We start from the raw sequence: 23,899 nt of genomic DNA on the forward strand, positions 1-23,899 counted from the left end.
GGTGCCTGTATCACCTAACCCACAATCAGAGAGAAATGTGGGGGATCGCTCCCCCACCAGACTACTCAACGCACAACAGAGTAGCTTGAACCATTGTGTTTCCACTCACTACGTTAACCGAACAAAGTCGGTCCCGCAGCAGCAGTGAAAGGCACAACACCGTAGCGCATACGGTCATTAGCCCGATAAGAGCAAACTTGGTCATTCCTCTTGACTCCTGTACAAAAAGGAGACAGAATCCAATTGTTGGGTTGGAGACTGCCTCGAGTTGCTGTTAATGGAACTCGGGGCTTTCGTCTTTTTGGTCTCACAACTTATTGTTCACTTAAAGCGATTCTTTATTTAAACCAATAGTTTGCTTGAACCAAAATGATCCAAGCACCCACCGCCATCATAGCAGCATGCTCATCGCGAAAAAATATCGATTCGATTAGTTATGACATTGAAAATATTAATAATTAATAGAATAAATAACAAAAATGGCCAACTCAGTTGACCATTTAAATATAAACACATTAATTAGAGATAATGATTAGTGTTCGCGTGTTTTGCGGAATCTCACTTCAGGATAACGTTCACTGGTTAAGTTCAAATTAACCATTGTCGGTGCAATATACGATAAGTTATCACCACCATCTAAGGCTAAGTTTTGCTCATTTTTGCGCTTAAATTCTTCGAACTTCTTCACATCATCGCACTCAACCCAGCGAGCAGTAGAGACGTTAACCGCTTCATAAATCGCTTCAACGTTATATTCGCTCTTCAAGCGAGAAACCACCACGTCGAACTGGAGGACCCCTACCGCGCCCACAATCAAATCATTATTGATTAATGGACGGAAAACCTGCACAGCCCCCTCTTCGGATAACTGCACCAAACCTTTCAGTAGCTGCTTCTGCTTCAGCGGATCACGCAGACGAATACGACGGAATAATTCAGGTGCAAAGTTCGGGATCCCTGTAAATTTCAGCTCTTCACCTTGGGTAAAAGTATCCCCAATTTGGATAGTTCCGTGGTTATGCAGACCGATGATATCCCCTGCATAAGCATTCTCAACTTGAGAACGGTCACCCGCCATAAAGGTCAGTGCATCAGAAATCACCACGTCTTTCTTAATGCGAACTTGGCGCAGCTTCATCCCTTTTTCATAGGTACCCGAGACGATACGCATAAAGGCGACACGGTCACGGTGTTTTGGATCCATATTCGCCTGAATTTTGAATACAAACCCAGTGAATTTTTCTTCTGTGGCTTCAACTTCACGCACATCAGTTTTACGTGCCTGAGGTGCAGGAGCCCACTCAACGAGACCATCAAGCATATGATCCACACCGAAGTTACCTAAGGCAGTACCAAAGAATACAGGAGTCAACTCACCCGCTAAGAATGCATCGTGGTCAAATTCATGGGAAGCCCCTTGAACTAACTCCAGCTCTTCGCGAAGTTGAGAAGCTAATTCATCACCAACAGCCGCGTCTAATTCAGGGTTATTTAACCCTTTAACGATGCGAACTTCTTGAATTGTGTGACCTTGGCCTGTTTGATACAAAATGGTCTCGTCACGCAGTAAGTGGTAAACACCTTTGAATAATTTACCGCAGCCAATCGGCCATGTGATTGGGCAACAAGCAATTTTCAGCTCATTTTCCACTTCATCTAATAGCTCCATTGGATCGCGAATATCACGGTCCAATTTGTTCATAAAGGTCAGAATCGGTGTATCGCGCAGGCGGGTAACTTCCATCAGCTTACGAGTACGATCTTCAACCCCTTTACCGGAGTCGATAACCATTAAGCAACAGTCAACGGCGGTTAGTGTACGATAAGTATCTTCCGAGAAGTCTTCGTGTCCTGGGGTATCTAATAGGTTCACTAAACAATCATTATAGGGAAATTGCATCACAGAGGTGGTGATTGAGATACCACGCTGCTTTTCCATTTCCATCCAGTCTGATTTGGCATGCTGGTTAGAACCGCGACCTTTTACTGTTCCCGCGCGTTGAATTGCGTGTCCGAAAAGTAATACTTTTTCAGTGATCGTGGTTTTACCTGCATCGGGGTGAGAAATGATAGCAAACGTTCTACGGGTGCTAACTTCATGGAGAAAATTCTGATCTGTCATTTAACCGTTCTTTTCGTCTATATCCAGATTTGTATGGGCATCAGGAAGAGGCTCGAGGTGGCTCTAAGCGCAGCAAATCCGTATTGTTAATCGTAATTGGCGGTTATTTTCGCAGATCTTGGGGTTATAAACAATCAGAGCCTGAAATGTTAGGTGCTCCACCCACTGGATGGAGCCCAATAAATTTACATCGACGCTGCCACTAACTGAGCAATTTCTAGTCCTAATTCTTGCGTGCTGGAATTTCCTCCCATATCGCGAGTCAAGTGACGACGTTCACGAATCGCCGTTTCAACCGCTGACATGATCGTATCGTGCATTTCTTGACAACCGAGATGCTGCATCATCATCGCTGCCGCCCAGATAGTCCCAATTGGGTTGGCAATATTTTTCCCAGCAATATCTGGCGCAGAACCGTGTACCGGTTCAAACATCGATGGAAACTGTTTTTCAGGGTTGATATTCGCTGACGGTGCAATGGCAATCGTCCCCGTACACGCAGGACCAAGATCCGACAAAATATCCCCAAATAAGTTTGATCCCACAATCACATCATAAAATTCCGGCATTCTCACTAAGTTAGCCGCAAAAATATCAATGTGGAATTGATCGACTTTCACATCTGGATACTGTTTTGCCATTTCAGCCACACGGCTATCCCAATACGGCATGGAGTGGAATAATCCATTGGATTTCGTGGCTGAACTTAAATGTTTTTTATACCGAGAACGGGCAAGTTCGAAAGCATATTTTAAAATTCGGTCAGTCCCTTTGCGGGTAAAAATACTTTGCTGGGACACCATTTCATCTTCCGTCCCTTCATACTGAATCCCGCCAATTGCAGAATATTCGCCCTCTACGTTTTCACGCACTACATAAAAATCAATATCCCCTGGTTTTTTATCCGCTAATGGGCATTTAATCCCCTCAAATAAACGAACTGGGCGCAGATTCACATATTGATTAAACGCACGGCGGATTGGTAGTAATAAGCCCCATAAGGAAATGTGGTCAGGAACCCCCGGAAACCCAACGGCACCAAGGAAAATAGCATCAAATTTTTTCAGTTGCTCTAAGCCATCTTCCGGCATCATGCGTCCTGTACGATGATAGGTTTCACACGACCAATCAAAGTGTGTAAAGTTAAGTTTTACACCATGCTTCTGCGCCGCTGCCTCTAAAACACGTAATCCTTCAGGGATCACTTCCGTTCCAATTCCATCACCCGGAATGACTGCTATATTGAATTGTGCCATTTTCAACGCCCTTATTATTATCTATGCATGTCCTCCAGTTTATGGCTTGCTGTGATAAAGTATAGGCATGAACTGTAATCCCTAGGTTTACAAACTATGAACAAGCTACCTTTGCTTGAAGATATCCGTGTATTTGTCACCGCCGCCCGATTGATGAGCTTCTCTCAAGCGGCAGAGCAACTATTGGTATCTCCAGCCTATATATCGAAACGCATTAAATTACTGGAAGAAAACTTAGGGCAAACGCTGTTTTTCCGTAATGCTCGCGCCATTCAATTGACCCCGGAAGGGAAAATTGTTCTGCGTAGTAGTGAGCGGTTGCTGGAAGAATTGGAACGTATGCAGGGAGAATTACAAGCTTGCCGCGAGGAGATCAGCGGAGAGCTGCGTATCAGTTGCAGTACAGGCTTTGGTAGCACCTATCTGAATCCCTTTATTCTGGCATTACGTGCTGATTACCCTCTTTTAGGTATTGATCTGACGTTAACGGATCGATCTGTCGATATCATCAGTGAGAACATCGATCTTGATATCTGCATTGGCGGCACCATTTCGGATCAATTTATTGCACGCCGGTTAGCCCGCAATAGCCGAGTACTTTGTGCTTCACCTGCGTATATTCAAAAATATGGACAGCCTTCTTTGCCCCAAGAGCTAGAGCAGAAACATTTGTGCATTGCCATCAAAGAGCGCAATCAAGCTCCCGCAATCTGGAAACTAGAGCACCAACAAGAAAGCATGACCATCACACCGAATAGTAAATTAATGGTCAATAACGGTGAAGTCGCCAAACAGTGGTGTCTCAGCGGTGAAGGAATTTTATTACGTTCACTTTGGAGTGTACTTCCTGAACTTCAGTCAGGAAAATTAGTGCGCGTTCTACCACAATGGCATCAAGGTGCTGACGTTTTTGCTGTCTATTCACGTAGTTTACGTAATAGTGCTAGTCTTAGAGTTTTCATTGAAAATCTTGAAAAGTATCTCGCCACCCATTTACCACCCATCTTTGGGGATGAATATAACCAATTGGATGCCCATTAATGACCGAACCAGAGACTTTTAAAGAGCGCTTACTCAAGCTATTAAAACAGAAAAAAATGAGCCAGTTAAAAGTTGGGGAACAGCTTGGTGTTTCCCGTACTGCCGTCAATAAATGGACAAAAGGCGGCATGATTGACGAAGATAACCTCAATAAGCTGGCAGACTTACTCGATGTCGATAAGATTTGGCTCAAGTATGGTGAATACACGCAATCCCAACATCCCCAGTCCAGCGTAGGCGGCACACGCAATATCAATGAAGTACATTTACAAGAATCGGCGGAGATAGTCACTTGGGAATGGGATTTATTGACTGGCGAACTGAATTATTCCGATAACGTTGAAGCGGTGTATGGCATAAAAATCACCACCAACGAAGATTTCTGGGCGTTAATGGATCCGGCATCCAAAGATAAGCTGGTCAATGGTTACTCCAAAATTATTAAAGAAGGCGGTGCCCATGAAATGGATTTTAAAATCAACTGGGAAGGTGACTACCGCTGGATAACATCCAGAGCCGCGGGCGTTAAAGGACCTAACGGCAAAGTCACAAAATTAGTTGGGATCAGCTTGGATAATACTGAGCGAAAAAACAATGAGTTACGTCTACGAAAAATCAAATGCTACTTTGATGTGTTACTGACACACTTCCAACATTTGGTTGCCTTTACCGACAAAGCCGGAGAAATCCTCGCCAGCAATCTTAAAAGCCAATCAACAGATATTGATTATTTAGCCTTACAGCGCCTTCTCTATCAGTTAGCCATTAATCATAAAACGTGGCTCGACGATGTTATCCAAACAGGTCGTGGGCAAATTGTGTTTCAGGACAAGCAGATCACCGCCTATCATCATCTTAATGATGAGCATCAATCCTTCTTGATGTTTGAACTAAAACCCTCGTAAATATCAGTAAAAACCCCAGTGATTAAACTGGGGCTTTCCACTACCAATCTACACATTCACCATCATAAATCTAACACCAGCCGCTTCCCCTTCGCCCGAGAAACACACAGCATCATAGTTTTTTGCTCCGCTTTCTCATCATCGTCAAGATACAAATCACGATGGTCAGCTTCCCCTTCCAAAATTGCCGTTTCACAGGTTCCACAAACGCCATTGCGGCACATACATTCCACCTTTATACGCTTATCCGCTTCGATAACCTGCAAAATGGACTGGTCTTCCGCAACCTGTAAACTGAATCCTGAACGCTGAAAATGCACTTCAAAAGAATCCCCCTCACTCGCCACTTCGCCAAAATTTTCAAAATGCACTTGTGCGCTACCAAGGTGCTGATTGCCCTGTTCAATCACGTCATTAATCAATCTTTCAGGCCCGCACACATACACATGGCTATTTTTAGGTTGGGATTGGATTAATGTGGCGACAGGCATCCGTTGAGCTTGGGATTTATCATAAGTGTATAAACGGGAGCCAATGCGTTCCTGTAATTCATCGACAAACGCCGCCGTCGCTTTATCACTGAACCCGTAATGAAGCTCAAAATCCATTCCTGAGTGCTCAAGCTCATACAAGTAGGATAAAAATGGTGTGATCCCAATCCCTCCAGCGATCAAAATATGTTTGCTGCTCTGCGCTTGCGCTAATGCGAAAAAATTTTGCGCAGGGGATAAATAGAGTGCATCCCCCTGCGCAATGTTATCGTGCATGAAAACAGAGCCCCCTTTCGAGTTCTGGTCACGCAAAACAGAGATACAGTAACGATCGCACTGCTGAGGGTCACTTATTAATGAATAAGCACGTTGTAGCCCAATTTGCTCATCCATATGAACCGTGACATGGCTCCCCGCGCTAAACGGGCTAAGTTGTCCTTTTTGCGCCACGAATTCGAACATTTTAATGGTTGGGCTGACCTGTTCAATTCGGCTAACATTCACCGCTATTTTTTGTTGGCTCATCACAGTTCCTTTTTCCGTTACGCAATATCAAGGCACAGATATTTGATGCTTAAATAATCATCGATACCATAATGGGAACCTTCTTTACCTAACCCCGACTGTTTAACCCCACCAAACGGAGCCACTTCATTTGAAATCAAACCGGTATTGATCCCAACCATTCCGCTTTGCAGCTTTTCAGCCACTCGGTAAATACGGTTTACATCCCGAGAAAAGAAATAAGCGGCTAAACCATAAATGGTGTTATTGGCACGGCTGAGAACTTCATCTTCATCACTAAATCGAATCAATGTAGCAATAGGGCCAAAGATCTCTTCGTGGACGATATCCATTGAATCATCGACATCCACCAGCACTTTCGGATTGATAAAGTGGCCATGCTCCTCAATTTCAGAACCTAATGTCACTCGACGGGCGCCTTTAGCGAGAGCATCCTCAAGTAATTGGTTCATACCATCAATTGCCTTAATGGTGATCATCGGTCCAATATCCACACCAGCATCCACGCCATTACCGACTTTCAATTTGGCTACTTGTGCCACAAACTTTCGTTCAAATTCATCAAAAATGACATCATGAAGATAAAAACGGTTAACGCAGACACAGGTTTGCCCACCATTACGGAATTTGGCTTGAATGGCGCTAGTGACCGCTTTATCAATATCCGCATCCTCGAAAACAATAAATGGTGCGTTTCCACCTAATTCAAGCGATGTTTTCTTGATAGTCGATGCACATTGCTCCGCTAATACACGCCCCACTTGGGTGGAACCCGTAAAAGAAAACTTACTGATCAGCGCATGTTTGGTCAGCCTTTCCCCCAAAAAACGTGATTCTCCAGTCACCACGTTAAAAATACCCGCAGGGATCCCCGCTTCATCGGCAAGTTGAGCCAGTGCCAATGCGGTAAATGGTGTTTCTGTAGCTGGCTTGATGATGATACTGCACCCTGCTGCAAGTGCGGGTGCCGCTTTGCGTGTGATCATCGCAGCAGGGAAATTCCATGGCGTAATCGCACTGCATACGCCAATAGGTTGCTTAATCGTAGAAAGGCGATTAGTTCCAACGGTTTGTGGGATAGTTTCCCCATAAACACGTTTTCCTTCTTCTGCGAACCACTCAATAAAAGAGGCGGCATAACGAATTTCGCCTTTTGCTTCATGCAGCGGCTTACCTTGCTCAAGAGTCATCAACAACCCAAGATCATCAATATTTGCCTCAATCAACTCAAACCAACGGCGCAAAATAATTGAGCGCGCTTTCGCAGTTAATTGGCTCCATCCCGCCATCGCGGCATGGGCTTGTTCAATGGCTTCATCAACCTGCGCTGCTGTTAGGCTGGGAATGGTGCCCAGCACAGTTTGAGAGGCAGGATTTGTCACGGGAATTGTTTTCTCCGTTTCCACCCAGCGACCATTGATATAGCAGGCTTGGCGAAATAGCGCGGCATGTTTTAACCTGTTCATCGTCACATCTCCCATCCCTTGCGATTATTCCGTATGAGCGCCAGCCACAATTTTGTGGAAATGAGCAACACCGTGCTCACTGATCCCACTGCGTTGTCTATCAGCCATAATGCGCCCTTGACCACGATATCCACGGGAACGCAGACCTTTTTGTACACTTTCCACCAAACGTAAATCTTCAGGGCGGAATACCGTGCGGTACCATTCCACTAAATTTTTCTGATATTCAGTCAGTTCTTCATTCAGGAAATAGATATCGTAATGCTGCAATGTCTCACCCGCATTCACAGGGAATTCATAAATCACCGTCATAAAATCGCCGCCAGGAGGCATATTGAACATGGTGCTTGGCCAAATCCAAAAACCAAAGAAGCGCGGGTCTAATACTGACTCATCGAACTGATAAGAAGATTCAGATGGCTTGGCTTTGCCGATTTGTACCGTCCAATTACCTTTAAGCAAATGCTCATACACATTCACATCCACCGAACTGGCAAAGCTAACGTGGTTAGTCGGGCAGTGATAGCATTCAATGTAGTTATCAACGATGGTTTTCCAATTAGCTGGGGTATGGCTAACAAAGCGCGCTGCTAATTTCAGGTCATTGATAACCGCGCACGCTTCTTCCATTTTTTCTGCTAAACCAGGTAGCTGCTCTTCAATTGGCTGAGGTTCACCTTCCGTCAGGTTTATATAGATAAAACCTGCGTGCTCAGTCACATGGAAAGAACTTAATGACATAGCATCCGCTTCAAAGTTGTTCACATTTTCACAGTTGGTTGCATGCGCCAACTGCCCATCCAACTTGAATGCCCAAGCATGGTAAGGGCAGGTAATCACATTTTTCATTTTCCCGCCATCACCACTAATTAGTTGATGACCACGGTGTGGGCAAACATTGTAGAAACCGCGCAGAACATCATCACGACCACGAACAATCACAAGGCTTTCACCAATTAGTTGGCGTGTAATATAGGAATTTTTTTCTTTTACCTCACTCACATGACCAACACAAACCCATGAATTAGCAAAAATTTTTTCTTTTTCAAAATCAAAAATGTCTTCAGATGTGTAATAACGTGCAGGGATAGTCCATGCATTATCTATATCAAGGTGATCATTAATCGAAATGACTTTAGCTGCATTGCTCATAATTGCCCTCTCTTTTTGTAAACTTATAGTTAACATATTTTGATCGGATGTTAACGAAGATCGCAATAATGATCAAACAAAATCTCATCAGGCTTTATAAATAAAATTATTAATCATAAAATTCAATCAACTAAAAAATAAATACACAAACACAATGTTAATACTTGGTTAATTATTTGTTGACTATGCAATCTTTGCATGGCTATTCTTTGTAAACCCAAAGTAAGCATCACCTGCAAAATAACGACTCAATAAAAGAGATAATAAAGAAGTGAGCAACTGGAGAAGAGGTATGATGAATCATAAAAGGTCTGTATTTTACGTATCCCTCGCTTTTAGCCTGATCCTCATCGGCTTAGGGGCTTTTATTCCCGATAAACTGGAAACATTTTCACACTCTGCCCTGAGCTTTATCTATAACAACTTAGGTTGGTTTATCCTTGGTGCCGTGTTTATTTTTTTTAGCTTTTGTATGTACCTTGGATTTTCGAAATTTGGCCATATTCGCTTAGGCGATGATAATGACAAACCGGAATACAACACGGCTACTTGGGTTGGAATGCTGTTTAGCGCATCCATAGGGATCAGCTTAGTATTCTGGGGAGTCGCAGAACCCGTTTCTTACTACATCAGCCCACCAATGGGACCCGGAATGACTGAGCAATCTGCAAAAACAGCGATGCAATATGTCTATCTGCATTGGGGGGTTTCCGCTTGGGCGTGTTATGCCTTAGTCGGGGTTTCTTTAGCTTTTTTCCAATTCAGAAAAAAATTACCATCCTCATTAAGTTCCGTGTTTTATCCATTAATTGGCGATCGTATCAAAGGATCAATTGGAAAATGGGTGGATGTACTGGTCGTGTTATCCATTGTGATTGGTATCGCCACATCCCTCGGGTTTGGTACGCTACAAGTCAACAGCGGAATGCATTATCTGTGGGATTTGCCTGTTAGTATTTATATTCAAATCGCGATTATTGCCGTTGTGACTGTGATTTATATCGCTTCTACCATTTCAGGATTGCAGGGCGCCATCAAGCATCTTTCTAACCTCAACATGTTGCTTGCCTTCGCATTAATGGGGTTTATTCTGTTTGCCGGTCCAACACAAACTATCTTGAAAGTACTGTTCCAAGGTATCGGAGATTACATGCAAAATTTCGTCAGCATGTCATTTCGTACTGAGCCTTATAATGATGGTTCCTGGATTGCTAACTGGACACTGTTTTACTTCGGCTGGTGGATTGCATGGGCGCCATTAGTGGGTAGCTTCGTGGCGCGTATTTCCAAAGGTCGTACAATCAAAGAGTTTATGATTGGTGCCGTATTTATTCCGGTATTAGGTTCATTTGCTTGGTTTGCGGTGATGGGCGGCTCAGCCATCCATATTATCCAAAATCTCGGTGAAGTGGCCTTGGCGGATGCTGTCAAAACCGATGTCACGTCTGCACTGTTTAAATTCTTAGATTATTTCCCAGCACCGACGTTAATTAGTATTTTAGCCATGGTCTTGGTGATGGTGTTCTTTATTACGTCAGCAAACTCAGCGGTATTCGTTTTAGGTATGGTCAGTGAAAATGGTAACCCAAATCCAAGTCATGTGACCAAAACTATCTGGGGAGTGGTAATTGCAGCAATTGCTATCGTGCTTATCATGACCGGAGGGCTAACGGGTTTGCAGTCCGCACTTGTCGCCACAGCAATTCCACTTTCGGTATTAATGTTGATTATGTGCTACTCAACCTATAAAGGTTTGAATGAAGAAGTCAAAACCACGGCCAAAGTAAAAAGGAGCCTGAGAGAAAAAGTTGGTCGCCTTAGAAAACCTATCTTCACGGAAACAGAAAAATCGTAAATTATAGGTTCATTAAGGCATAAAAAAACCACGGTGGCTGCTGACTTTATCGGGTCACTTCAGGCTACCGTGGTTTTTCTTTAGAAAAATGTATTACGCTTTTTGGCTAAACATGTCTTCGCTGAACAAGGTTAATGCCAGTACTAACGCATCTTCTCGACCCGTTTTCGTCGGATAATAGTCTTTACGTACTGTCGCCTGTTGAAAACCAAGTTTATCATACAGATGAATGGCTGAAGCGTTAGACTCTCTCACTTCCAACCACAGCGTTGAAATCCCTCGATTAACAAGATCGTGAATTAATCTTTCTAATAGCATTCGTCCATAGCCATGTCCTTGAAAATCAGGGTGAATAGCAATATTGAACAGCGTAGCTTCATCTAATACATACTGAGTTATTGCATACCCAACAATTTGATTATTAACTGATATTTTTAGATTATGGTATTTTTCACCTTGGTTTCCATAAAAAACTCGCTCAGTCCATGGAAAATCATGACTTAACTTTTCAATTAAGAAGGCTGTCGCGAGATCAGATTGCTTGAGTGTTGAAATTTTCATCATATTGATAAATTTGTTTCCATAGTGCCTGTTTAGCATTGCTGCTTGCTATCAGTTCAGACAAAACAGGAGAAAGAAATGTGACTTTTGAACCTTCGGGATGAATGCCATCCCCTATCACCCAACAAGGTATTGTTATTGGTGTTGGAATGAGTTTGAGCTGATCGGAATTAATGCACACAACGTCAATCTCATCGATCTTCATTGTGAGAAAAATATCTTTTAACAGCTGGCTGTTTAAATCAAGGTTCTCATCAGTGATAATAATAAGCTTAGTCGACTCAGGAATGCGAACACCACGTTCACCACGTAACACAGTCGGATTTCTCACCATCCATTGAGTGATCCCCATTTGTTCTAAAAGTCTGTCACGTCGTGTCATTGCTTTACCCAGTCGTTAGTTAACAACCACATCTTATCAAAGGGGATTAATAGCGCCAACAGCAATGCTATTTATCTTTTTTCTGGTAAGGTAGTCCGCGTGGTTATATTCATTTTAGGAGATAGACAGAATATGTCATTACTGACACCCGCCAGCGAAGTTATTCAACGCCATTTAGAGCACTTTACCGATCGTCATGTTCTTTTGGCAGGCGATATTCAGGATGAACTGGGTGCAATTTTAGAAGCCGCCAGCGTGCGCGTGCTCACTAACCAGTACCATCGCTGGAAAAACTTACAGCCGGCATTGGGTGAAAATGTTCTGTTTGCTTCAACAGCAACCGCGGAATTCGTTAAACCTTGCGACACCTTAATTTACTTTTGGTCTAAGAACAAACAAGAAGCCGCGTTCCAACTTGATGATTTATGTACCCATCTTGCTGCTGGCAGCCAAATTTTTATCGTCGGCGAAAACCGCAGCGGCGTAAAAAGTGCCGAAGCGATAATGGAAGGGATTGCGACACTGCAAAAAATTGATTCCGCACGCCGCTGTGGGCTCTATTACGGTGAATTAGAGCAACCAACCGAATTTGATATTAAGCGCTGGTGGCGTAACTATCAGGTTGATAATGTGAAAATTCATGCACTTCCAGGTGTATTCAGCCATAACGAGTTAGATATCGGCAGTGATTTACTGCTCTCCACATTGACTGAGCCAATGAGCGGTAATGTGCTTGATCTGGCTTGCGGTAACGGCGTACTCGCCGCGGTTATCGGCTCACAAAATCCAGATGTCACCTTAACCCTGAGTGATGTCAGCGCATCCGCGATTGATTCAGCTACAGCAACATTAGCGGCCAACAACCTGACCGGAAAAGTGATCCCAAGCGACGTCTATTCCGATCTTGATGATAAATTTGATTGGATCATTTCTAACCCGCCGTTCCATGATGGGATCAACACCAGTTATAACGCGGTAGAAACGCTTATTTTCCAAGCCCCTAAATACCTGAAAAAAGGTGGGCGCTTACGGATTGTGGCGAATGCATTTTTACCTTATCCTGACTTACTGGATAAAGCGTTTGGCGGTCATGTGGTTCTGGCTAAGACAGGTAAATTCAAAGTTTACGAAGCCATTAAGCGCTAAAACGACGAAATTATCTCATTGTCGATTTTGTTTCTAACGGTCAACTTTCTAAGTTGACCGTTTTTTCATCAAACAAAATTACGCGGATAAAAATTTATTGACGTCTGCGCAAATTAGCCTAAAATCCGCACCGTACTATTGATGCATGAGCAATTATGCAAAAGAGTTAGTATTGCGAGGGTGGCGGAATTGGTAGACGCGCTAGCTTCAGGTGTTAGTGTCCTTTGGACGTGGGGGTTCAAGTCCCCCCTTTCGCACCACTTACTCTTCATAATTTCAATTATCTATGCGTTGACTGCTCTTCGCTATCCGTATCACATAGTTATCTATGTATTGAGCATGATATACACAAGTATCAATAGAAAGAATTTTGACAGTATTTGCGAGGGTGGCGGAATTGGTAGACGCGCTAGCTTCAGGTGTTAGTGTCCTATGGACGTGGGGGTTCAAGTCCCCCCTTTCGCACCACTGTTAATGATTCGTAACCTTAATCTTCAAGAATTCAATCTTCAAAGGTTCAATCCTCGATAGCCATTCGCCCACCAACATTCCTAACCTAAATATCGTTTAAACAATCTTAGCTTCGCATAATAAAAATCAGCAAGAAGCAGCCTAAAGACATTACTGCTGGAATAATGAGTAAACGCCGTGAGCCACGATTAAACAGCATGCCTGCCGTCGCAATCATCAAGGTGATCATTGCCACTTTCAGTGGATCAAACCCCATATTGCTCAGCAAATACATAATACTCAGTAACACCACCGCGAAGACGCCCCACAAACCAGCGCCAATACGCCGCAACCCTGTTGCTTTTGATACGCTAGTTCCCATAACGCCTCCCATTTATAGCTAACGAGTCTTTAGCTAACTCATAATTAGTCTATAATTTCGCTAAAGATGATAATGATTATCAATCATATCTGCGTTTCTATAAAAATCAATCAAATTTTTGTGAGGAAAATATTTCCCCCACGGTAAAAACATCACTCAAAAATACAAATAAAGTGAATATCTTCAGGCTCTAGCGCAAACAGCACAGGATCGGGCTTTTCGAGTAGTTCACAGCCCATATATTGATAAAAATGCACCGTATTTTCGGAGGGGGTTGCAGAAACATACAATCCACCAGCGCCTTTCTCCAACGCCCTCTGCTGACATAGTTTGAAAAGCTGGCCGCCCAGCCCTTCACCACGATATTGGTAACTAACATGAAGAAAAGAGAGCTGTAACAGATCCTGATTTTCCCCTCGCCATACATTATCTAAACTCGCTGCGGCGATCAGTTTTTCATCATCAAAAATACCAAAGAAAACAGCGCCATTATCATAACTTTCCAGCAAATGCGGGGTGTATGCATCGGTTTCACCTTCCGGCCAACCTTTCATATCAAAGCGTTGAGCAGAAAGAACTAACTCTCCTTGTTGGTGAAGATAAAGGTGTTCAATCAATTCAGTTCTATCAATCGACCACACATTTGGGATCTCATCCCGCGTGAGCTCGCGTGTTATTCTCATTTTTATTGGTCTCTTAATGCTTGTATAAAGGCTATATAAATCGGATACATAGAGAGCATACAGGCTACACAATCAAAAAGAAATCAGGGCATGAAGAAGGAAACTTAATGAGGATTTATTGGACTTTATAAACAAAAAAGTTCTCTGTAGCATCCTGCCGCAGAGAACTTTTAACTACAGGGGTTGGTTTATTGCTTCAATCCCATCGCATCGCGCATGGTAAAGAACAAATCGGTTTGGTCAGTCAGACCCATCACGTTCGCGGCGTGTGGACCATAGGCCGCAACACGTAGCTGAGCACCTGTATGCTCCTGTGAATCTTCTTCTTCAGAGTTACCGTAGTTTACGGTCATCACGGTACCATCTTTAGTAATCAGCGCTTGAGTTAAGCCTGATGATTTAGTTCCGTCTGGAATAATTTGACTAGAATGCGAGTGGTCAGCGGTCACGATAACCAGTGTATCACCGTGCTTCTTAGCGAAATCTAATCCCACTTGTACCGCTTGATCCAGCGAGACAGTCTCACCGATTTGACCACATGGATTCGCTTTATGATCCTGCTTATCGATAGAAGCGCTTTCAACTTGTAAGAAGAAGCCATTCGGATTTACTTTCAATAAATCAATCGCTTTTTCAGTCATTTGCGCTAATGTCGGTGCATTCGGGTCTAACTTAGAATTCGGTTTACACTCTAATGCTGCGTTATTTAAGTTACCGTGATAAGTAGCTTTTGGGCCTTCCCACGCCACGGTCATGTTGCCATCATGGAACAGACCTAACACAGGTTTATCTTGGTTTGCTTCTTTGATTGCATCGAGTGACTTAGCATCACGGACGATAGTGAATCCACGCTCTTCCGCTTGTTTTTCCAAGGTTTTCCCTTTGTAATCACCCGCTTTAGCTTCCTGCTTAAAGCTTTTCGCACCACCACCTAATGTGACATCGGCACGGGTGATCATTAACTGTTCAGAGATAGAACCACGACCGCCATTTTCCAGCGCATTGGTTGCACACTTTTCACTGGTCTCTTCAGGACCGTAACATTTACGCCCCGTCACATGAGAAAACTGAGCCGCTGGCGTTGCATCTTGGATTTCAGATGTCGTCACGTTACCCGTTGCTTTACCATTACGTTTCGCAATTTCAATCAATGTGTCATGGTCTTTACCGAATACATCAATCCCTAAAGCGCCGTTATAGGTTTTCACACCGGATGACCATGCTGTTGCAGATGCCGCAGAATCAGTTACATAGTCTGGTTTTTGTGTTTTCTTATCTAATGCGTAATGGGTGTATTGTCCAGTGATTGGCAATGCATCGATTCCTTTAAAGAAACCGCCAGCCCCTTCAGCATAGTTACGTGCGACGGTAATTTCAGAATCCCCCATACCATCGCCGATAAATAAAATGACGTTCTTTGCTTGACCATTATGCAGTGCCGCTTTCATGATATCCGTCTGTTCAGTCGATAAACGGCGAGCACCACCAAACTTAGTGATATCCCCTTTTGCAGCGCGACTTTCTGAAACTGCATCATTTTTATCCGCGGCATAAGCGGGGATTGCAGTTCCTAAAATTAACGTACTTACAGCGACGGCTAACATAGATTTCATAAAATTACCTGTCATAACTTTTATCCTTGCCAATCAATAAAAAGAAGAGTGAATATACTTCGAATAATTGACCAGCATGCTAGAGCAGCCAGATGACAGTTGAATGACGGTTTTATGTCGATATAAAGATGATTGTCATAAACATAGCAGCCATAAACATAACAATCATAAAAGCGAAACGCCCGATCAGGGCGTTATCGATGAGAAAAAATTATTGATGAGGTGTTTGTTGGCTCATGAGTTGAGAAATCAGCTGTAGTGCGCTTAATAAGCGATGTCGCTGTTGATCAGTCAAACGTAAATAACGCCGAGCAGCAGGGATCCGACTAACCATTTCAGAAGCGGTGTAAGGCTCAATTTCGCAACGCCAAACGCCATTTTTGACAGCAATATGACAGTGAGTGAAATCTAGCTCTTCGAAAGTTTGGCGGATCACGGGGTACTGCTCTAAGCTTTCGACCAAAAATTTCCCTTCCGTTTGTTGGGTCGTGAACTGAACGTGTTTTTTCCGCGCTGACCCTGCTGTTTTCACATCAATCTGTGCCACCAGCGCACTGTCACATTTTCCCGAAACTGCAAAGCGACTATGCACAATAAACGCCATAAACAAGGTTTTCACACGCTCAGTCACTTCCACTTTAATACCTTGAGGCAATTGGATGAGCAACACTCCAGGCGCCCCCCACTCACAAACATAAGGAGCGATATCTTTCTCAATCCGATTTAAAGTTAACCCCGCTTGATACCCTGTCGGGAGGCGTTTTTGAGTTAACCTTTTCCACCATGGTGACTTAGGCAAGGTTACGTAAAGGCTCAAGTTCCACCTCCTCTGCATTGTCATCGTCAAATGAGTTGGACAATACTTGTTCAACCGGAACGGGCTTAAATGGATTCACTTTCTGCACTAACACGGTCCAACCTAATGCATAACTCGCAGTTAATCCCAACATAATGGCAAATGGAATATACACGTCCGCTTTATTCATGCCCGGCGGCGTGATGTAAACAATCGCTAGAATAATCCCCACACTCGAAATAATTTGAGGGATAGGGAAGAATGGTGAGCGATAAGCACGATGTAAATCAGGGCGACGAATACGCAATAGCACCACAGAAATCGTCACTAATAAGTACGCCGTTCCCCACGAACACACAGCCGCCAGCACCAACGGGATAATGCGATCTAAATCCCCTTGGATAGCAAATGCGTGTAAACATGGGATCATCACCGCCACTAAAATACCAAACACTGGCGTTTTAAAGCGAGGGTGTAAATAAGCGAACACTTTTGGTAATGCACCATCTAATGCCATGCCGTAAAGAATGCGTGGAACTGCCGCCATCAATGTATTGATAGTTGCCCCACCCGCCAGCAATAAGGCGATTCCAATCCAGTATTTACCGAAGTCACCCATAATTTGCCCAGCAAACGCAGGAATAGCCATCGGTGTTTCTAATAGGCTCACACCATTTTGAGGGTCAACAATCACGTTTTCGACTTGGTTTGTCAGTGCCGCACCAAACAGGAACATACAGAATGCCACGCCACATAAACCAATCGCCATCGCACGCGGGATCACTTTGGCTGAATTTTTAATTTCCGGCGCCATCGGTGTCACTAATTCACAGCCGACAAACATAAACATCGCCATTCCCACAAAGCTAAGAACAAGGGTCGGGTCAGAAATATTCAGCCCTTGACCAAACCAGCCTTCTGCGGAAACATGGAATGGCATTAGCAGCCCACAAATACTGAAAATCACCAACGTGCTCCACATTGCAAAAGTGAGCACCACTTCCACTTTGCCGAAAGCTTCGATACCAAATGCATTCAATAAGCCGAATGCCACAACTAAACCAACCCCCACCATCCAAGAGGAGTTATTAGTTTCCAGCACTGTATTCAAGCTTTCAAAGTTCACTAACGCCATAATACCGGACAAAATGGTCTCTGCTGTACCTGCAAAAACGTGAACTATCAGATAGGCAGACAGTGCCCCTGTAATCGCCCAAAAGCGCCCCATACCGCAGGAGATATAGTCGTAAACAGAACCGGAGGTCGGTAAAATTGCCGCCGCTTCGGAGAATGTGGTTAATTGAGCCTGCATCATGATAAAGCTCAGTAAAACAGCTAAGGCAAAAGTATCACCGCCGATCCCAAAACCACTGGTTACAGTGAGGATCACAGGGCTTGCCATAATCACGCCAACCGAACTAGCGAGCGTTGTTGGAAAGCCAACCTTACCTTTTTCAATGTGTGATGTTAATTTTGAGGATAAATTCATTTTGCTTCCCTCTCTCTGCTCACAGCCCAAATTGTGAATTTTTTGTAAAAATGAAGTGACTGCATTCTCACTATAGAAATAAGCCTAAACATCTCGCCATCGTCCTTTAGAACGATACCCAGAGAGAGGGGAGCACACAGAGCCTAAAACGAAAAGTACCCTTTTAAAACTCAAATAATATAATAATCATTGAAATATCAATGGTTAGTAAAAAACAACCTCATTAACATATTAACAAACACACTACGAAAGATACCCAAAGGCAGTAAACTCCCTTTAAACGATAAAAAACAAGTTTTAAATAGTGTAACCACGCTCACGTTATTAACATGTTTATTTTATGTTAATCGAATTAAATTGCATGATAGTAAGCTGTATATTTTGATGGGGTATGATGATGGTTCAACCGCTATTTAGTGAGAGTCAACAGGGCTTAATCGACTGCTGCCTAAATACAATTGCCCATATCATTCCTATTTCTGCGGCGGTTTATTATCTAGTAAATGAGCACTGGCAGCCAGAAAACCATGTACTATATGGAATTTCTGCACGTATGCATGAAGAGTATCTCTCTGCCTTTTCCCAGCACGACCCTCTACATCCCGACCATTTTCGTGGTGAGGATCTCCGTTTAGTGAAGATGCCAGTGGAAATGCGTCAGCACGATCAAACCTTCTTCCATGATTTTATGCAGCCAAACCATATCGCAGATATGGCAGAGATTTTTATTCGCCGTAAAAATAAGATTGTGGCGGGAATTTCCGTGCTACGCGATACGCCATTTACGCCGGAAGAGGTGATTAGGCTCAATGCAATCTTACCAATTGCGGAGCTTATGACATTTGATGTGCGACCCGATTCTCTGGTTTCCTATACCCCGAAAGAGCAAGAAATTATTCATTTAGTGCGAGAAGGCGCCAGTAATAAGCGTATTGCGCTGCTGTTGGGTGTTTCGCTTTCCACTGTAAAAACCCATCTACGCAATATTTTTACCAAAGCCAATGTGAGCAACCGGACAGAATTAGTTTCCTCCGGATTTATACTGCGCCAAGATAAAATTTTATAAAAAATCCCGGCGCATGGGCCGGGAAAACTGTTGCTTTACAGAAAAAACAAAACCACTAACGCTCTAATAACGCACCATGACGGACTTTAATTCAGTGTAGTGCTCGATGAATGCACTACCAAATTCACGACCAATTCCAGAGGACTTAATACCACCGAAAGGTACTGCTGGGTCGAGGAAGGTGTGCATATTCACCCAAACAGTTCCAGCTTCAATTTGTGAGACCATGCGCATTGCTTTACTAAGATCATTTGTCCATACGCTCGCAGCCAAGCCAAATGGCGTGCTATTCATCATCGTAATCAGCTCATCTTCATCATCATAAGCCAAGAAAGTGCCGATAGGACCAAATGTCTCTTCTTTCATTAACACATCATCTGGGCCATTTGCTCGGATAATCGTAGGCGGAACAAAGTAACCCGCACCAGCAATTGGCTGCCCACCATAGACAATTTCACTGCCATCTTGGCGTGCTTTTTCAAATAGGCTTAAGATCTTATCGTAATGAGCTTTATTGGCTAATGGTCCCATTTCTGTGGTTTCATCCAATGGCGAGCCAACCTTCATTGCCGATAAACGCGTTTTTAGCGCTTCCAGAACCGTATCCATCAATTTAGATGGAATATAGAAACGCTCTGCCGCTGCACAGATTTGCCCTTGGTTTAAATAACCCGCTTCAATGATGCCGCTCACAATCTTATCCACGGATAAATCCGCTAAGAATGCTGCACCATTTTTACCGCCCAATTCTAATGTGACGCGAGTCAGTTTGCCTTCCATCGCTGAGCGCCCTACCGCCAATCCAGTCGGCACTGAGCCTGTAAAGGTCACTTTCGAACAAAGTTCATGGCTAATTAAAGCAGGTCCCACTTCGCGACCACCACCATTTACAATATTGATTACACCATCAGGAATACCCGCTTCTTTGGCTAATTCAGCCACGCGCAACATGGTCAGAGGGGTAAACTCACTTGGCTTCAGTACAATCGTGCAGCCACATGTCAATGCAGCCGCTAATTTCCAAATGGAAATCATAATGGAGAAGTTCCATGGGATAATCCCAGCAACCACCCCGACAGGCTCACGCTGGGTAAATGCCGAGTATTTTTCGCCATTAAATGATGGCAAAGAAACATTCAGGGTTTCACCGCTAATTTTAGTTGCCCAGCCCGCAAAATAACGTAAAAACTGTGCCGCTGAACCAACTTCCAGAAAACGTGATAACTGAATGGTTTTCCCAGAACTTAAGGTTTCTAATTGCGCTAATTCTTCTAAGTGTTTTTCGAGCAAATCTGCTAAACGATTCAAACAGTTGCCTCGTTCCATCGGCGTGGTATTTGCCCATGAGCCTTTAAATGCGGCATATGCCGCATTCATCGCTGCATCAACTTCTTCGCAAGTTCCTTCTTTCACTTTCGCAATCACTTGCTCGGTGGCTGGATTCACGACTTCAAAATAAGCATCTCCCTTGCCAGAAACAGGCAATCCATTAATAAAATGACCGTGTTGACGGTTCAAGAATTCTCTAACTTCTGGTAACAGGGTTAACTCACTCATCGTTATCTCCACCTCGTTAATTTATCGAATTACGCATTCACGCAGGCTAAATAGTGTTTTACAAAACGTGGTGCGCTGATTTCCCAAAGTACTTCAGTGCCTTTGGCTGCAAACCAAGAGTCGCCTTTATGGTATTCCACGGTGACGCCTGTTTTTACGTCGGTTAATTTCACCGAACCTTCATGGACAGTTGCCATTTCATCAAATGGGTAAACCATCTTAAATTTGCCTGTTGTACAAGCAAAAATACCGCAAGTCAGATTATCTGTTGGCTCTCCGTGGATCATCGCCACGCTTGCTTGTGGATCACCTTCAACAACCACAGAACCTAAATTGCTCACGCTACCAATGTTCAGTAATTCAGGAAGTGCTTTGTTTAACAGTAATGGGCTGATCATCTTTCTTACCTTCTCTTATGTAATAAAATCAAAAATGGACATTAAATTTAGGAAAACTTAGCGGCGACCTTGCCAATATCCTGATAACTGATGCCAACACTTGGCAAGTGACACAATGGCATTACGCATGCTGTCTTTCCCCATAATGTCAGCATGAGGAATCGAACTCATCAGGTCATAGCGGCTGGAGCCTTCAACCATTCCCTCAGCAAGCACCTTGCACACGATCTGGCTTGGCGTAACACCAAAGCCTGAATAGCCTTGTACGTAGAACACGTTTTTATGACCAGGGATCGTGCCAATTTGCGGGAATAAGTTAGCACTACACGCCATTGGCCCTCCCCATGCCAGCTCGATTTTGACGTCTTTCAGGTATGGGAAAACATTCAGCATCAATTTGCGGTTCCACTCTTTCAAGTCGGATGGAATGTATTCTAAAAAGTACGTCGAGCTACCAAATAGCAGGCGATTTTCGTTTGTTACACGGTAGTAATCGATGACTGGGCGAATATCGCTGTATGCCCCGCGAATTGGGCTAATGCGTTCAATTAATTCATCGGAAAGCTCTTCCGTCATTAACTGATAAGCATAGGTGTTAATTGTTTTTGGGTATAACGTCGGCTCAAGACCATTCAAGAAGCCATCGCACGCCCACAACATTTTTTTCGCTTTCACGGAACCCATCGCGGTACGAACCGTTACTGTATCGCCGTACTCAACATTCAAAACTTGGCTGTTTTCAAAAATTTTTGCGCCATATTCACTCACCGCTTTCGCTTCCCCCAGTAACAGGTTAAGTGAATGAACATGTCCGCCTCCCATGTGTTTGATTCCACATGTATAAGCGTCAGATCCGATAATCTGCTTTAAATCTGAACCTGTATAAAATTCAATTTCTTCATCTGGCGCGACGGCTTTAAAATCTGCAAGCCAACTGCGCAATGTTTTTTCTTGGCGCTTGTTACTACCTAAGTAGGCATAACCATGGCAAAAATCCGCATCAATATTGTATTTGGCGATACGGTCACGCATGATCCCCGCGCCCATGTTGCTCAGTTTAAAAATCGTTTCTAAACCTTCAGAACCAACGTGTTTTTTAATCGCATCGAGGTCATGACCAATACCAGCCATCACTTGCCCACCGTTACGTCCTGTACCGCCATAACCAAGATGGCGACCTTCCAAGATAGCAATGTTGGTAATTCCCTTTTCACACAATTCTAATGCTGTATTAATCCCTGAGAATCCACCACCGATGATCACGACATCCACATCAATGTCTTCTTTCAAAGTTGGGAAACGCAGATCATATTTTTTGGTTGCTGAGTAATAAGTTAATGATTCTACTTGGTTATTCATAATGGATACCCTATCTAGTATCTTGCAATAACCTTGATTATCTTAACCAATCATTAACAGTTACATAGCCCTTTAGGGACATTCGAAACATAAAGTTAACATTTGTGACGTGGATACAATATTTACTTATAAATAAGATTAAATCAATTTAAACCTTTTATGTTTTAATTCAAAAGGATAAATATTTATTATTATATTAATAGAAATTATTACATATTTTAGTAAAGGATGAAGGCAAGGAGTATTTCATTGCTAAGAGACAAATACAACTAATTGAAAAATAAAACTTTATTAAGGTTGTCTAGTTTAACCATCTGATATATACAAGAAATACACTAACTCTACTCAATTACTGTTTTATTGGAGTCATTAATAAATTAAACAATTCAACTTGAGAGTTAATCTCTAATTTTTGATAGATATTCTTGCGGTGATTTTTGACAGTACCCAAGCTAATAAACAGCGCCTCGGCAATTTGTGGGGAGCCTTTACCTTCCAAAATTAATTCAACGACCTCACACTCTCTTGGCGTCAAACCAAAGCAAGTTTGTAAGTCAGTATTACGGTAATGGCTGGATACTGAGTTAGGCACGACTTCCTTATGTAATCGAGCGATACTTCGAATAATATCAAAGGCTTCTTTTAATGAGGCTTGTTTATTTTCGTCTGAAAGAAAAGGCTGGTCTTCATTACCAAAGAAAATACCTAATTGTTTATCGGCCGATAGCTCCAGCAACAGCCCCGCCTCATCGCACCAACCGGTCTTACGATAAAAGTTAAGATAATAATCAGTATGATAAAACCCTTTCGGTGCAACTTCTTTCAATGTCAGCACCTTCGAGCTGCCACCTTTTTGTAGTTCTTGATAGAAAGGATCCATCAGATAAGCGCCACGCTGATAAATACGATTGATACTGTCACTATTGCGCTTCTCAACTTTCGACAGAAAACGCGGCGCACCTTCTTTTTCAAAGGCATAAATAATGGCGTTATCAAAGACCACAAAAGAGGACAGCCATGACAACAAATTGGGGTAAAACTGGTTGGTTGCCACGGAGTCAATAAGGTCAGGTAATTTATGCAGATAATGATCCATTCAGCCCTCACTCATTAACTTATTAATAATTTATCACCGTGTATATTCAGGCGAACTATAACCCTATAAAGACCATATTCTGAGAGGAAGCTCAATTTTTTTGTTATT

The 23,899-nt window shown here is 43.1% G+C and carries 22 protein-coding genes and 2 tRNA genes; 7 read left to right on the top strand and 17 right to left on the bottom strand.

Features of this window, described 5'->3' with window-relative positions; genetic code table 11:
- Window positions 1–61: 61 nt before the first annotated feature.
- The 3 genes from GKR61_RS17885 to GKR61_RS02995 all read right to left on the bottom strand — a co-directional run bounded on the left by GKR61_RS17885 (window position 62) and on the right by GKR61_RS02995 (window position 3,378).
- The gene (locus tag GKR61_RS17885) at window positions 62–205 is read right to left on the bottom strand and encodes a Hok/Gef family protein (protein WP_108479205.1); all 144 of its coding nucleotides are present in this window, start codon (window positions 203–205) and stop codon (window positions 62–64) included.
- Window positions 206–532: 327 nt separating this feature from the next.
- A complete protein-coding gene (prfC, locus tag GKR61_RS02990; protein ID WP_036950211.1) occupies window positions 533–2,122 on the bottom strand; it encodes a peptide chain release factor 3 in 1,590 nt (529 codons plus the stop codon).
- Window positions 2,123–2,307: 185 nt separating this feature from the next.
- On the bottom strand, window positions 2,308–3,378 hold the full coding sequence (locus tag GKR61_RS02995; RefSeq protein ID WP_154599530.1) for a tartrate dehydrogenase: 1,071 nt from the start codon (window positions 3,376–3,378) through the stop codon (window positions 2,308–2,310).
- Window positions 3,379–3,474: 96 nt separating this feature from the next.
- On the opposite strand from GKR61_RS02995, the gene GKR61_RS03000 reads away from it, so the two are divergent.
- Window positions 3,475–4,419, top strand: a complete 945-nt coding sequence (locus GKR61_RS03000; protein ID WP_036950207.1) for a LysR substrate-binding domain-containing protein — start codon at window positions 3,475–3,477, stop codon at window positions 4,417–4,419.
- Window positions 4,419–5,324: a helix-turn-helix domain-containing protein gene (locus tag GKR61_RS03005; RefSeq protein WP_036950205.1), complete on the top strand. Its 906-nt coding sequence runs from the start codon at window positions 4,419–4,421 to the stop codon at window positions 5,322–5,324. Before GKR61_RS03000 ends, GKR61_RS03005 begins: the two co-directional genes overlap by 1 nt.
- 62 nt (window positions 5,325–5,386) lie before the next feature.
- Here the strand turns inward: GKR61_RS03005 and GKR61_RS03010 are convergent, their stop codons facing one another.
- Genes GKR61_RS03010 through GKR61_RS03020 form a run of 3 tightly spaced genes read right to left on the bottom strand, consistent with a single transcriptional unit; the run spans window position 5,387 to window position 8,958 of the window.
- The gene (locus GKR61_RS03010; RefSeq protein WP_036950203.1) at window positions 5,387–6,340 is read right to left on the bottom strand and encodes a PDR/VanB family oxidoreductase; all 954 of its coding nucleotides are present in this window, start codon (window positions 6,338–6,340) and stop codon (window positions 5,387–5,389) included.
- Window positions 6,341–6,357: 17 nt separating this feature from the next.
- A complete protein-coding gene (locus tag GKR61_RS03015) occupies window positions 6,358–7,806 on the bottom strand; it encodes an NAD-dependent succinate-semialdehyde dehydrogenase (protein ID WP_154599531.1) in 1,449 nt (482 codons plus the stop codon).
- 24 nt (window positions 7,807–7,830) lie between these two features.
- Entirely contained in the window at window positions 7,831–8,958 is a 1,128-nt protein-coding gene (locus GKR61_RS03020; protein WP_154639542.1) for an aromatic ring-hydroxylating oxygenase subunit alpha, read from the bottom strand.
- Between the two features lie 292 nt (window positions 8,959–9,250).
- Here GKR61_RS03020 and GKR61_RS03025 point away from each other — a divergent pair, with 292 nt between their 5' ends.
- Window positions 9,251–10,813 (top strand): BCCT family transporter, encoded by a 1,563-nt coding sequence (locus tag GKR61_RS03025; RefSeq protein WP_148444757.1) that lies wholly within the window; start codon window positions 9,251–9,253, stop codon window positions 10,811–10,813.
- A gap of 93 nt (window positions 10,814–10,906) precedes the next feature.
- On the opposite strand, the gene rimI is transcribed toward GKR61_RS03025, so the two are convergent.
- Both rimI and GKR61_RS03035 read right to left on the bottom strand, forming a co-directional pair.
- Complete coding sequence (gene rimI / locus GKR61_RS03030) at window positions 10,907–11,377, bottom strand: ribosomal protein S18-alanine N-acetyltransferase (RefSeq protein ID WP_036950199.1); 471 nt, start codon at window positions 11,375–11,377, stop codon at window positions 10,907–10,909.
- Window positions 11,346–11,756, bottom strand: coding sequence for a DNA polymerase III subunit psi (locus tag GKR61_RS03035; RefSeq protein ID WP_036950197.1), 411 nt, complete (start codon window positions 11,754–11,756; stop codon window positions 11,346–11,348). The genes rimI and GKR61_RS03035 overlap by 32 nt, the downstream gene beginning before the upstream one ends.
- A 132-nt stretch (window positions 11,757–11,888) precedes the next feature.
- Here GKR61_RS03035 and rsmC point away from each other — a divergent pair, with 132 nt between their 5' ends.
- From rsmC to GKR61_RS03050, 3 genes are all read left to right on the top strand, one after another.
- Window positions 11,889–12,902 (top strand): 16S rRNA (guanine(1207)-N(2))-methyltransferase RsmC, encoded by a 1,014-nt coding sequence (gene rsmC, locus GKR61_RS03040; protein ID WP_154599532.1) that lies wholly within the window; start codon window positions 11,889–11,891, stop codon window positions 12,900–12,902.
- A 174-nt stretch (window positions 12,903–13,076) separates the two neighbouring features.
- Window positions 13,077–13,162: transfer RNA gene (locus tag GKR61_RS03045), tRNA-Leu, on the top strand.
- Between the two features lie 122 nt (window positions 13,163–13,284).
- Window positions 13,285–13,370: transfer RNA gene (locus GKR61_RS03050), tRNA-Leu, on the top strand.
- A 109-nt stretch (window positions 13,371–13,479) separates the two neighbouring features.
- Here GKR61_RS03050 and GKR61_RS03055 read toward each other — a convergent pair.
- The 5 genes from GKR61_RS03055 to GKR61_RS03075 all read right to left on the bottom strand — a co-directional run bounded on the left by GKR61_RS03055 (window position 13,480) and on the right by GKR61_RS03075 (window position 18,315).
- On the bottom strand, window positions 13,480–13,734 hold the full coding sequence (locus GKR61_RS03055) for a DUF1435 family protein (RefSeq protein WP_036950193.1): 255 nt from the start codon (window positions 13,732–13,734) through the stop codon (window positions 13,480–13,482).
- Window positions 13,735–13,886: 152 nt separating this feature from the next.
- On the bottom strand, window positions 13,887–14,417 hold the full coding sequence (locus GKR61_RS03060) for a GNAT family N-acetyltransferase (protein WP_036950191.1): 531 nt from the start codon (window positions 14,415–14,417) through the stop codon (window positions 13,887–13,889).
- 188 nt (window positions 14,418–14,605) lie between these two features.
- A complete protein-coding gene (gene phoA, locus GKR61_RS03065) occupies window positions 14,606–16,045 on the bottom strand; it encodes an alkaline phosphatase (RefSeq protein ID WP_036950188.1) in 1,440 nt (479 codons plus the stop codon).
- A gap of 196 nt (window positions 16,046–16,241) precedes the next feature.
- The gene (locus tag GKR61_RS03070; RefSeq protein ID WP_230082529.1) at window positions 16,242–16,847 is read right to left on the bottom strand and encodes a DUF3156 family protein; all 606 of its coding nucleotides are present in this window, start codon (window positions 16,845–16,847) and stop codon (window positions 16,242–16,244) included.
- A complete protein-coding gene (locus tag GKR61_RS03075) occupies window positions 16,822–18,315 on the bottom strand; it encodes an APC family permease (RefSeq protein ID WP_036950184.1) in 1,494 nt (497 codons plus the stop codon). Before GKR61_RS03075 ends, GKR61_RS03070 begins: the two co-directional genes overlap by 26 nt.
- Before the next feature lie 397 nt (window positions 18,316–18,712).
- Between GKR61_RS03075 and GKR61_RS03080 the strand changes: the two genes are divergently transcribed.
- Complete coding sequence (locus tag GKR61_RS03080; protein WP_132496283.1) at window positions 18,713–19,381, top strand: helix-turn-helix transcriptional regulator; 669 nt, start codon at window positions 18,713–18,715, stop codon at window positions 19,379–19,381.
- Window positions 19,382–19,444: 63 nt separating this feature from the next.
- Here the strand turns inward: GKR61_RS03080 and GKR61_RS03085 are convergent, their stop codons facing one another.
- The 4 genes from GKR61_RS03085 to GKR61_RS03100 form a co-directional block, all read right to left on the bottom strand.
- Window positions 19,445–20,938 carry an aldehyde dehydrogenase family protein gene (locus tag GKR61_RS03085; RefSeq protein WP_154599533.1) on the bottom strand — a complete coding sequence of 498 codons (1,494 nt, stop codon included), beginning with the start codon at window positions 20,936–20,938 and terminating at the stop codon, window positions 19,445–19,447.
- Between the two features lie 29 nt (window positions 20,939–20,967).
- The gene (locus tag GKR61_RS03090; RefSeq protein ID WP_036950178.1) at window positions 20,968–21,336 is read right to left on the bottom strand and encodes a cupin domain-containing protein; all 369 of its coding nucleotides are present in this window, start codon (window positions 21,334–21,336) and stop codon (window positions 20,968–20,970) included.
- 57 nt (window positions 21,337–21,393) lie between these two features.
- A complete protein-coding gene (locus GKR61_RS03095; RefSeq protein WP_036950176.1) occupies window positions 21,394–22,695 on the bottom strand; it encodes an NAD(P)/FAD-dependent oxidoreductase in 1,302 nt (433 codons plus the stop codon).
- Between the two features lie 349 nt (window positions 22,696–23,044).
- Window positions 23,045–23,791: a helix-turn-helix transcriptional regulator gene (locus GKR61_RS03100; RefSeq protein WP_036950174.1), complete on the bottom strand. Its 747-nt coding sequence runs from the start codon at window positions 23,789–23,791 to the stop codon at window positions 23,045–23,047.
- Between the last annotated feature and the right edge of the window lie 108 nt (window positions 23,792–23,899).

It is taken from the genome of Providencia sp. wls1916, from assembly GCF_009706585.1.
Taxonomy (GTDB): domain Bacteria; phylum Pseudomonadota; class Gammaproteobacteria; order Enterobacterales; family Enterobacteriaceae; genus Providencia; species Providencia lanzhouensis.

Excerpts from the sequence above, each read along its gene's own strand:
- GKR61_RS17885 (WP_108479205.1), bottom strand. The coding sequence starts at position 205 with ATGACCAAGTTTGCTCTTATCGGGCTAATGACCGTATGCGCTACGGTG.
- prfC (WP_036950211.1), bottom strand. The coding sequence starts at position 2,122 with ATGACAGATCAGAATTTTCTCCATGAAGTTAGCACCCGTAGAACGTTT.
- GKR61_RS02995 (WP_154599530.1), bottom strand. The coding sequence starts at position 3,378 with ATGGCACAATTCAATATAGCAGTCATTCCGGGTGATGGAATTGGAACG.
- GKR61_RS03000 (WP_036950207.1), top strand. The coding sequence starts at position 3,475 with ATGAACAAGCTACCTTTGCTTGAAGATATCCGTGTATTTGTCACCGCC.
- GKR61_RS03005 (WP_036950205.1), top strand. The coding sequence starts at position 4,419 with ATGACCGAACCAGAGACTTTTAAAGAGCGCTTACTCAAGCTATTAAAA.
- GKR61_RS03010 (WP_036950203.1), bottom strand. The coding sequence starts at position 6,340 with ATGAGCCAACAAAAAATAGCGGTGAATGTTAGCCGAATTGAACAGGTC.
- GKR61_RS03015 (WP_154599531.1), bottom strand. The coding sequence starts at position 7,806 with ATGAACAGGTTAAAACATGCCGCGCTATTTCGCCAAGCCTGCTATATC.
- GKR61_RS03020 (WP_154639542.1), bottom strand. The coding sequence starts at position 8,958 with ATGAGCAATGCAGCTAAAGTCATTTCGATTAATGATCACCTTGATATA.
- GKR61_RS03025 (WP_148444757.1), top strand. The coding sequence starts at position 9,251 with ATGATGAATCATAAAAGGTCTGTATTTTACGTATCCCTCGCTTTTAGC.
- rimI (WP_036950199.1), bottom strand. The coding sequence starts at position 11,377 with ATGATGAAAATTTCAACACTCAAGCAATCTGATCTCGCGACAGCCTTC.
- GKR61_RS03035 (WP_036950197.1), bottom strand. The coding sequence starts at position 11,756 with ATGACACGACGTGACAGACTTTTAGAACAAATGGGGATCACTCAATGG.
- rsmC (WP_154599532.1), top strand. The coding sequence starts at position 11,889 with ATGTCATTACTGACACCCGCCAGCGAAGTTATTCAACGCCATTTAGAG.
- GKR61_RS03055 (WP_036950193.1), bottom strand. The coding sequence starts at position 13,734 with ATGGGAACTAGCGTATCAAAAGCAACAGGGTTGCGGCGTATTGGCGCT.
- GKR61_RS03060 (WP_036950191.1), bottom strand. The coding sequence starts at position 14,417 with ATGAGAATAACACGCGAGCTCACGCGGGATGAGATCCCAAATGTGTGG.
- phoA (WP_036950188.1), bottom strand. The coding sequence starts at position 16,045 with ATGACAGGTAATTTTATGAAATCTATGTTAGCCGTCGCTGTAAGTACG.
- GKR61_RS03075 (WP_036950184.1), bottom strand. The coding sequence starts at position 18,315 with ATGAATTTATCCTCAAAATTAACATCACACATTGAAAAAGGTAAGGTT.
- GKR61_RS03080 (WP_132496283.1), top strand. The coding sequence starts at position 18,713 with ATGGTTCAACCGCTATTTAGTGAGAGTCAACAGGGCTTAATCGACTGC.
- GKR61_RS03085 (WP_154599533.1), bottom strand. The coding sequence starts at position 20,938 with ATGAGTGAGTTAACCCTGTTACCAGAAGTTAGAGAATTCTTGAACCGT.
- GKR61_RS03090 (WP_036950178.1), bottom strand. The coding sequence starts at position 21,336 with ATGATCAGCCCATTACTGTTAAACAAAGCACTTCCTGAATTACTGAAC.
- GKR61_RS03095 (WP_036950176.1), bottom strand. The coding sequence starts at position 22,695 with ATGAATAACCAAGTAGAATCATTAACTTATTACTCAGCAACCAAAAAA.
- GKR61_RS03100 (WP_036950174.1), bottom strand. The coding sequence starts at position 23,791 with ATGGATCATTATCTGCATAAATTACCTGACCTTATTGACTCCGTGGCA.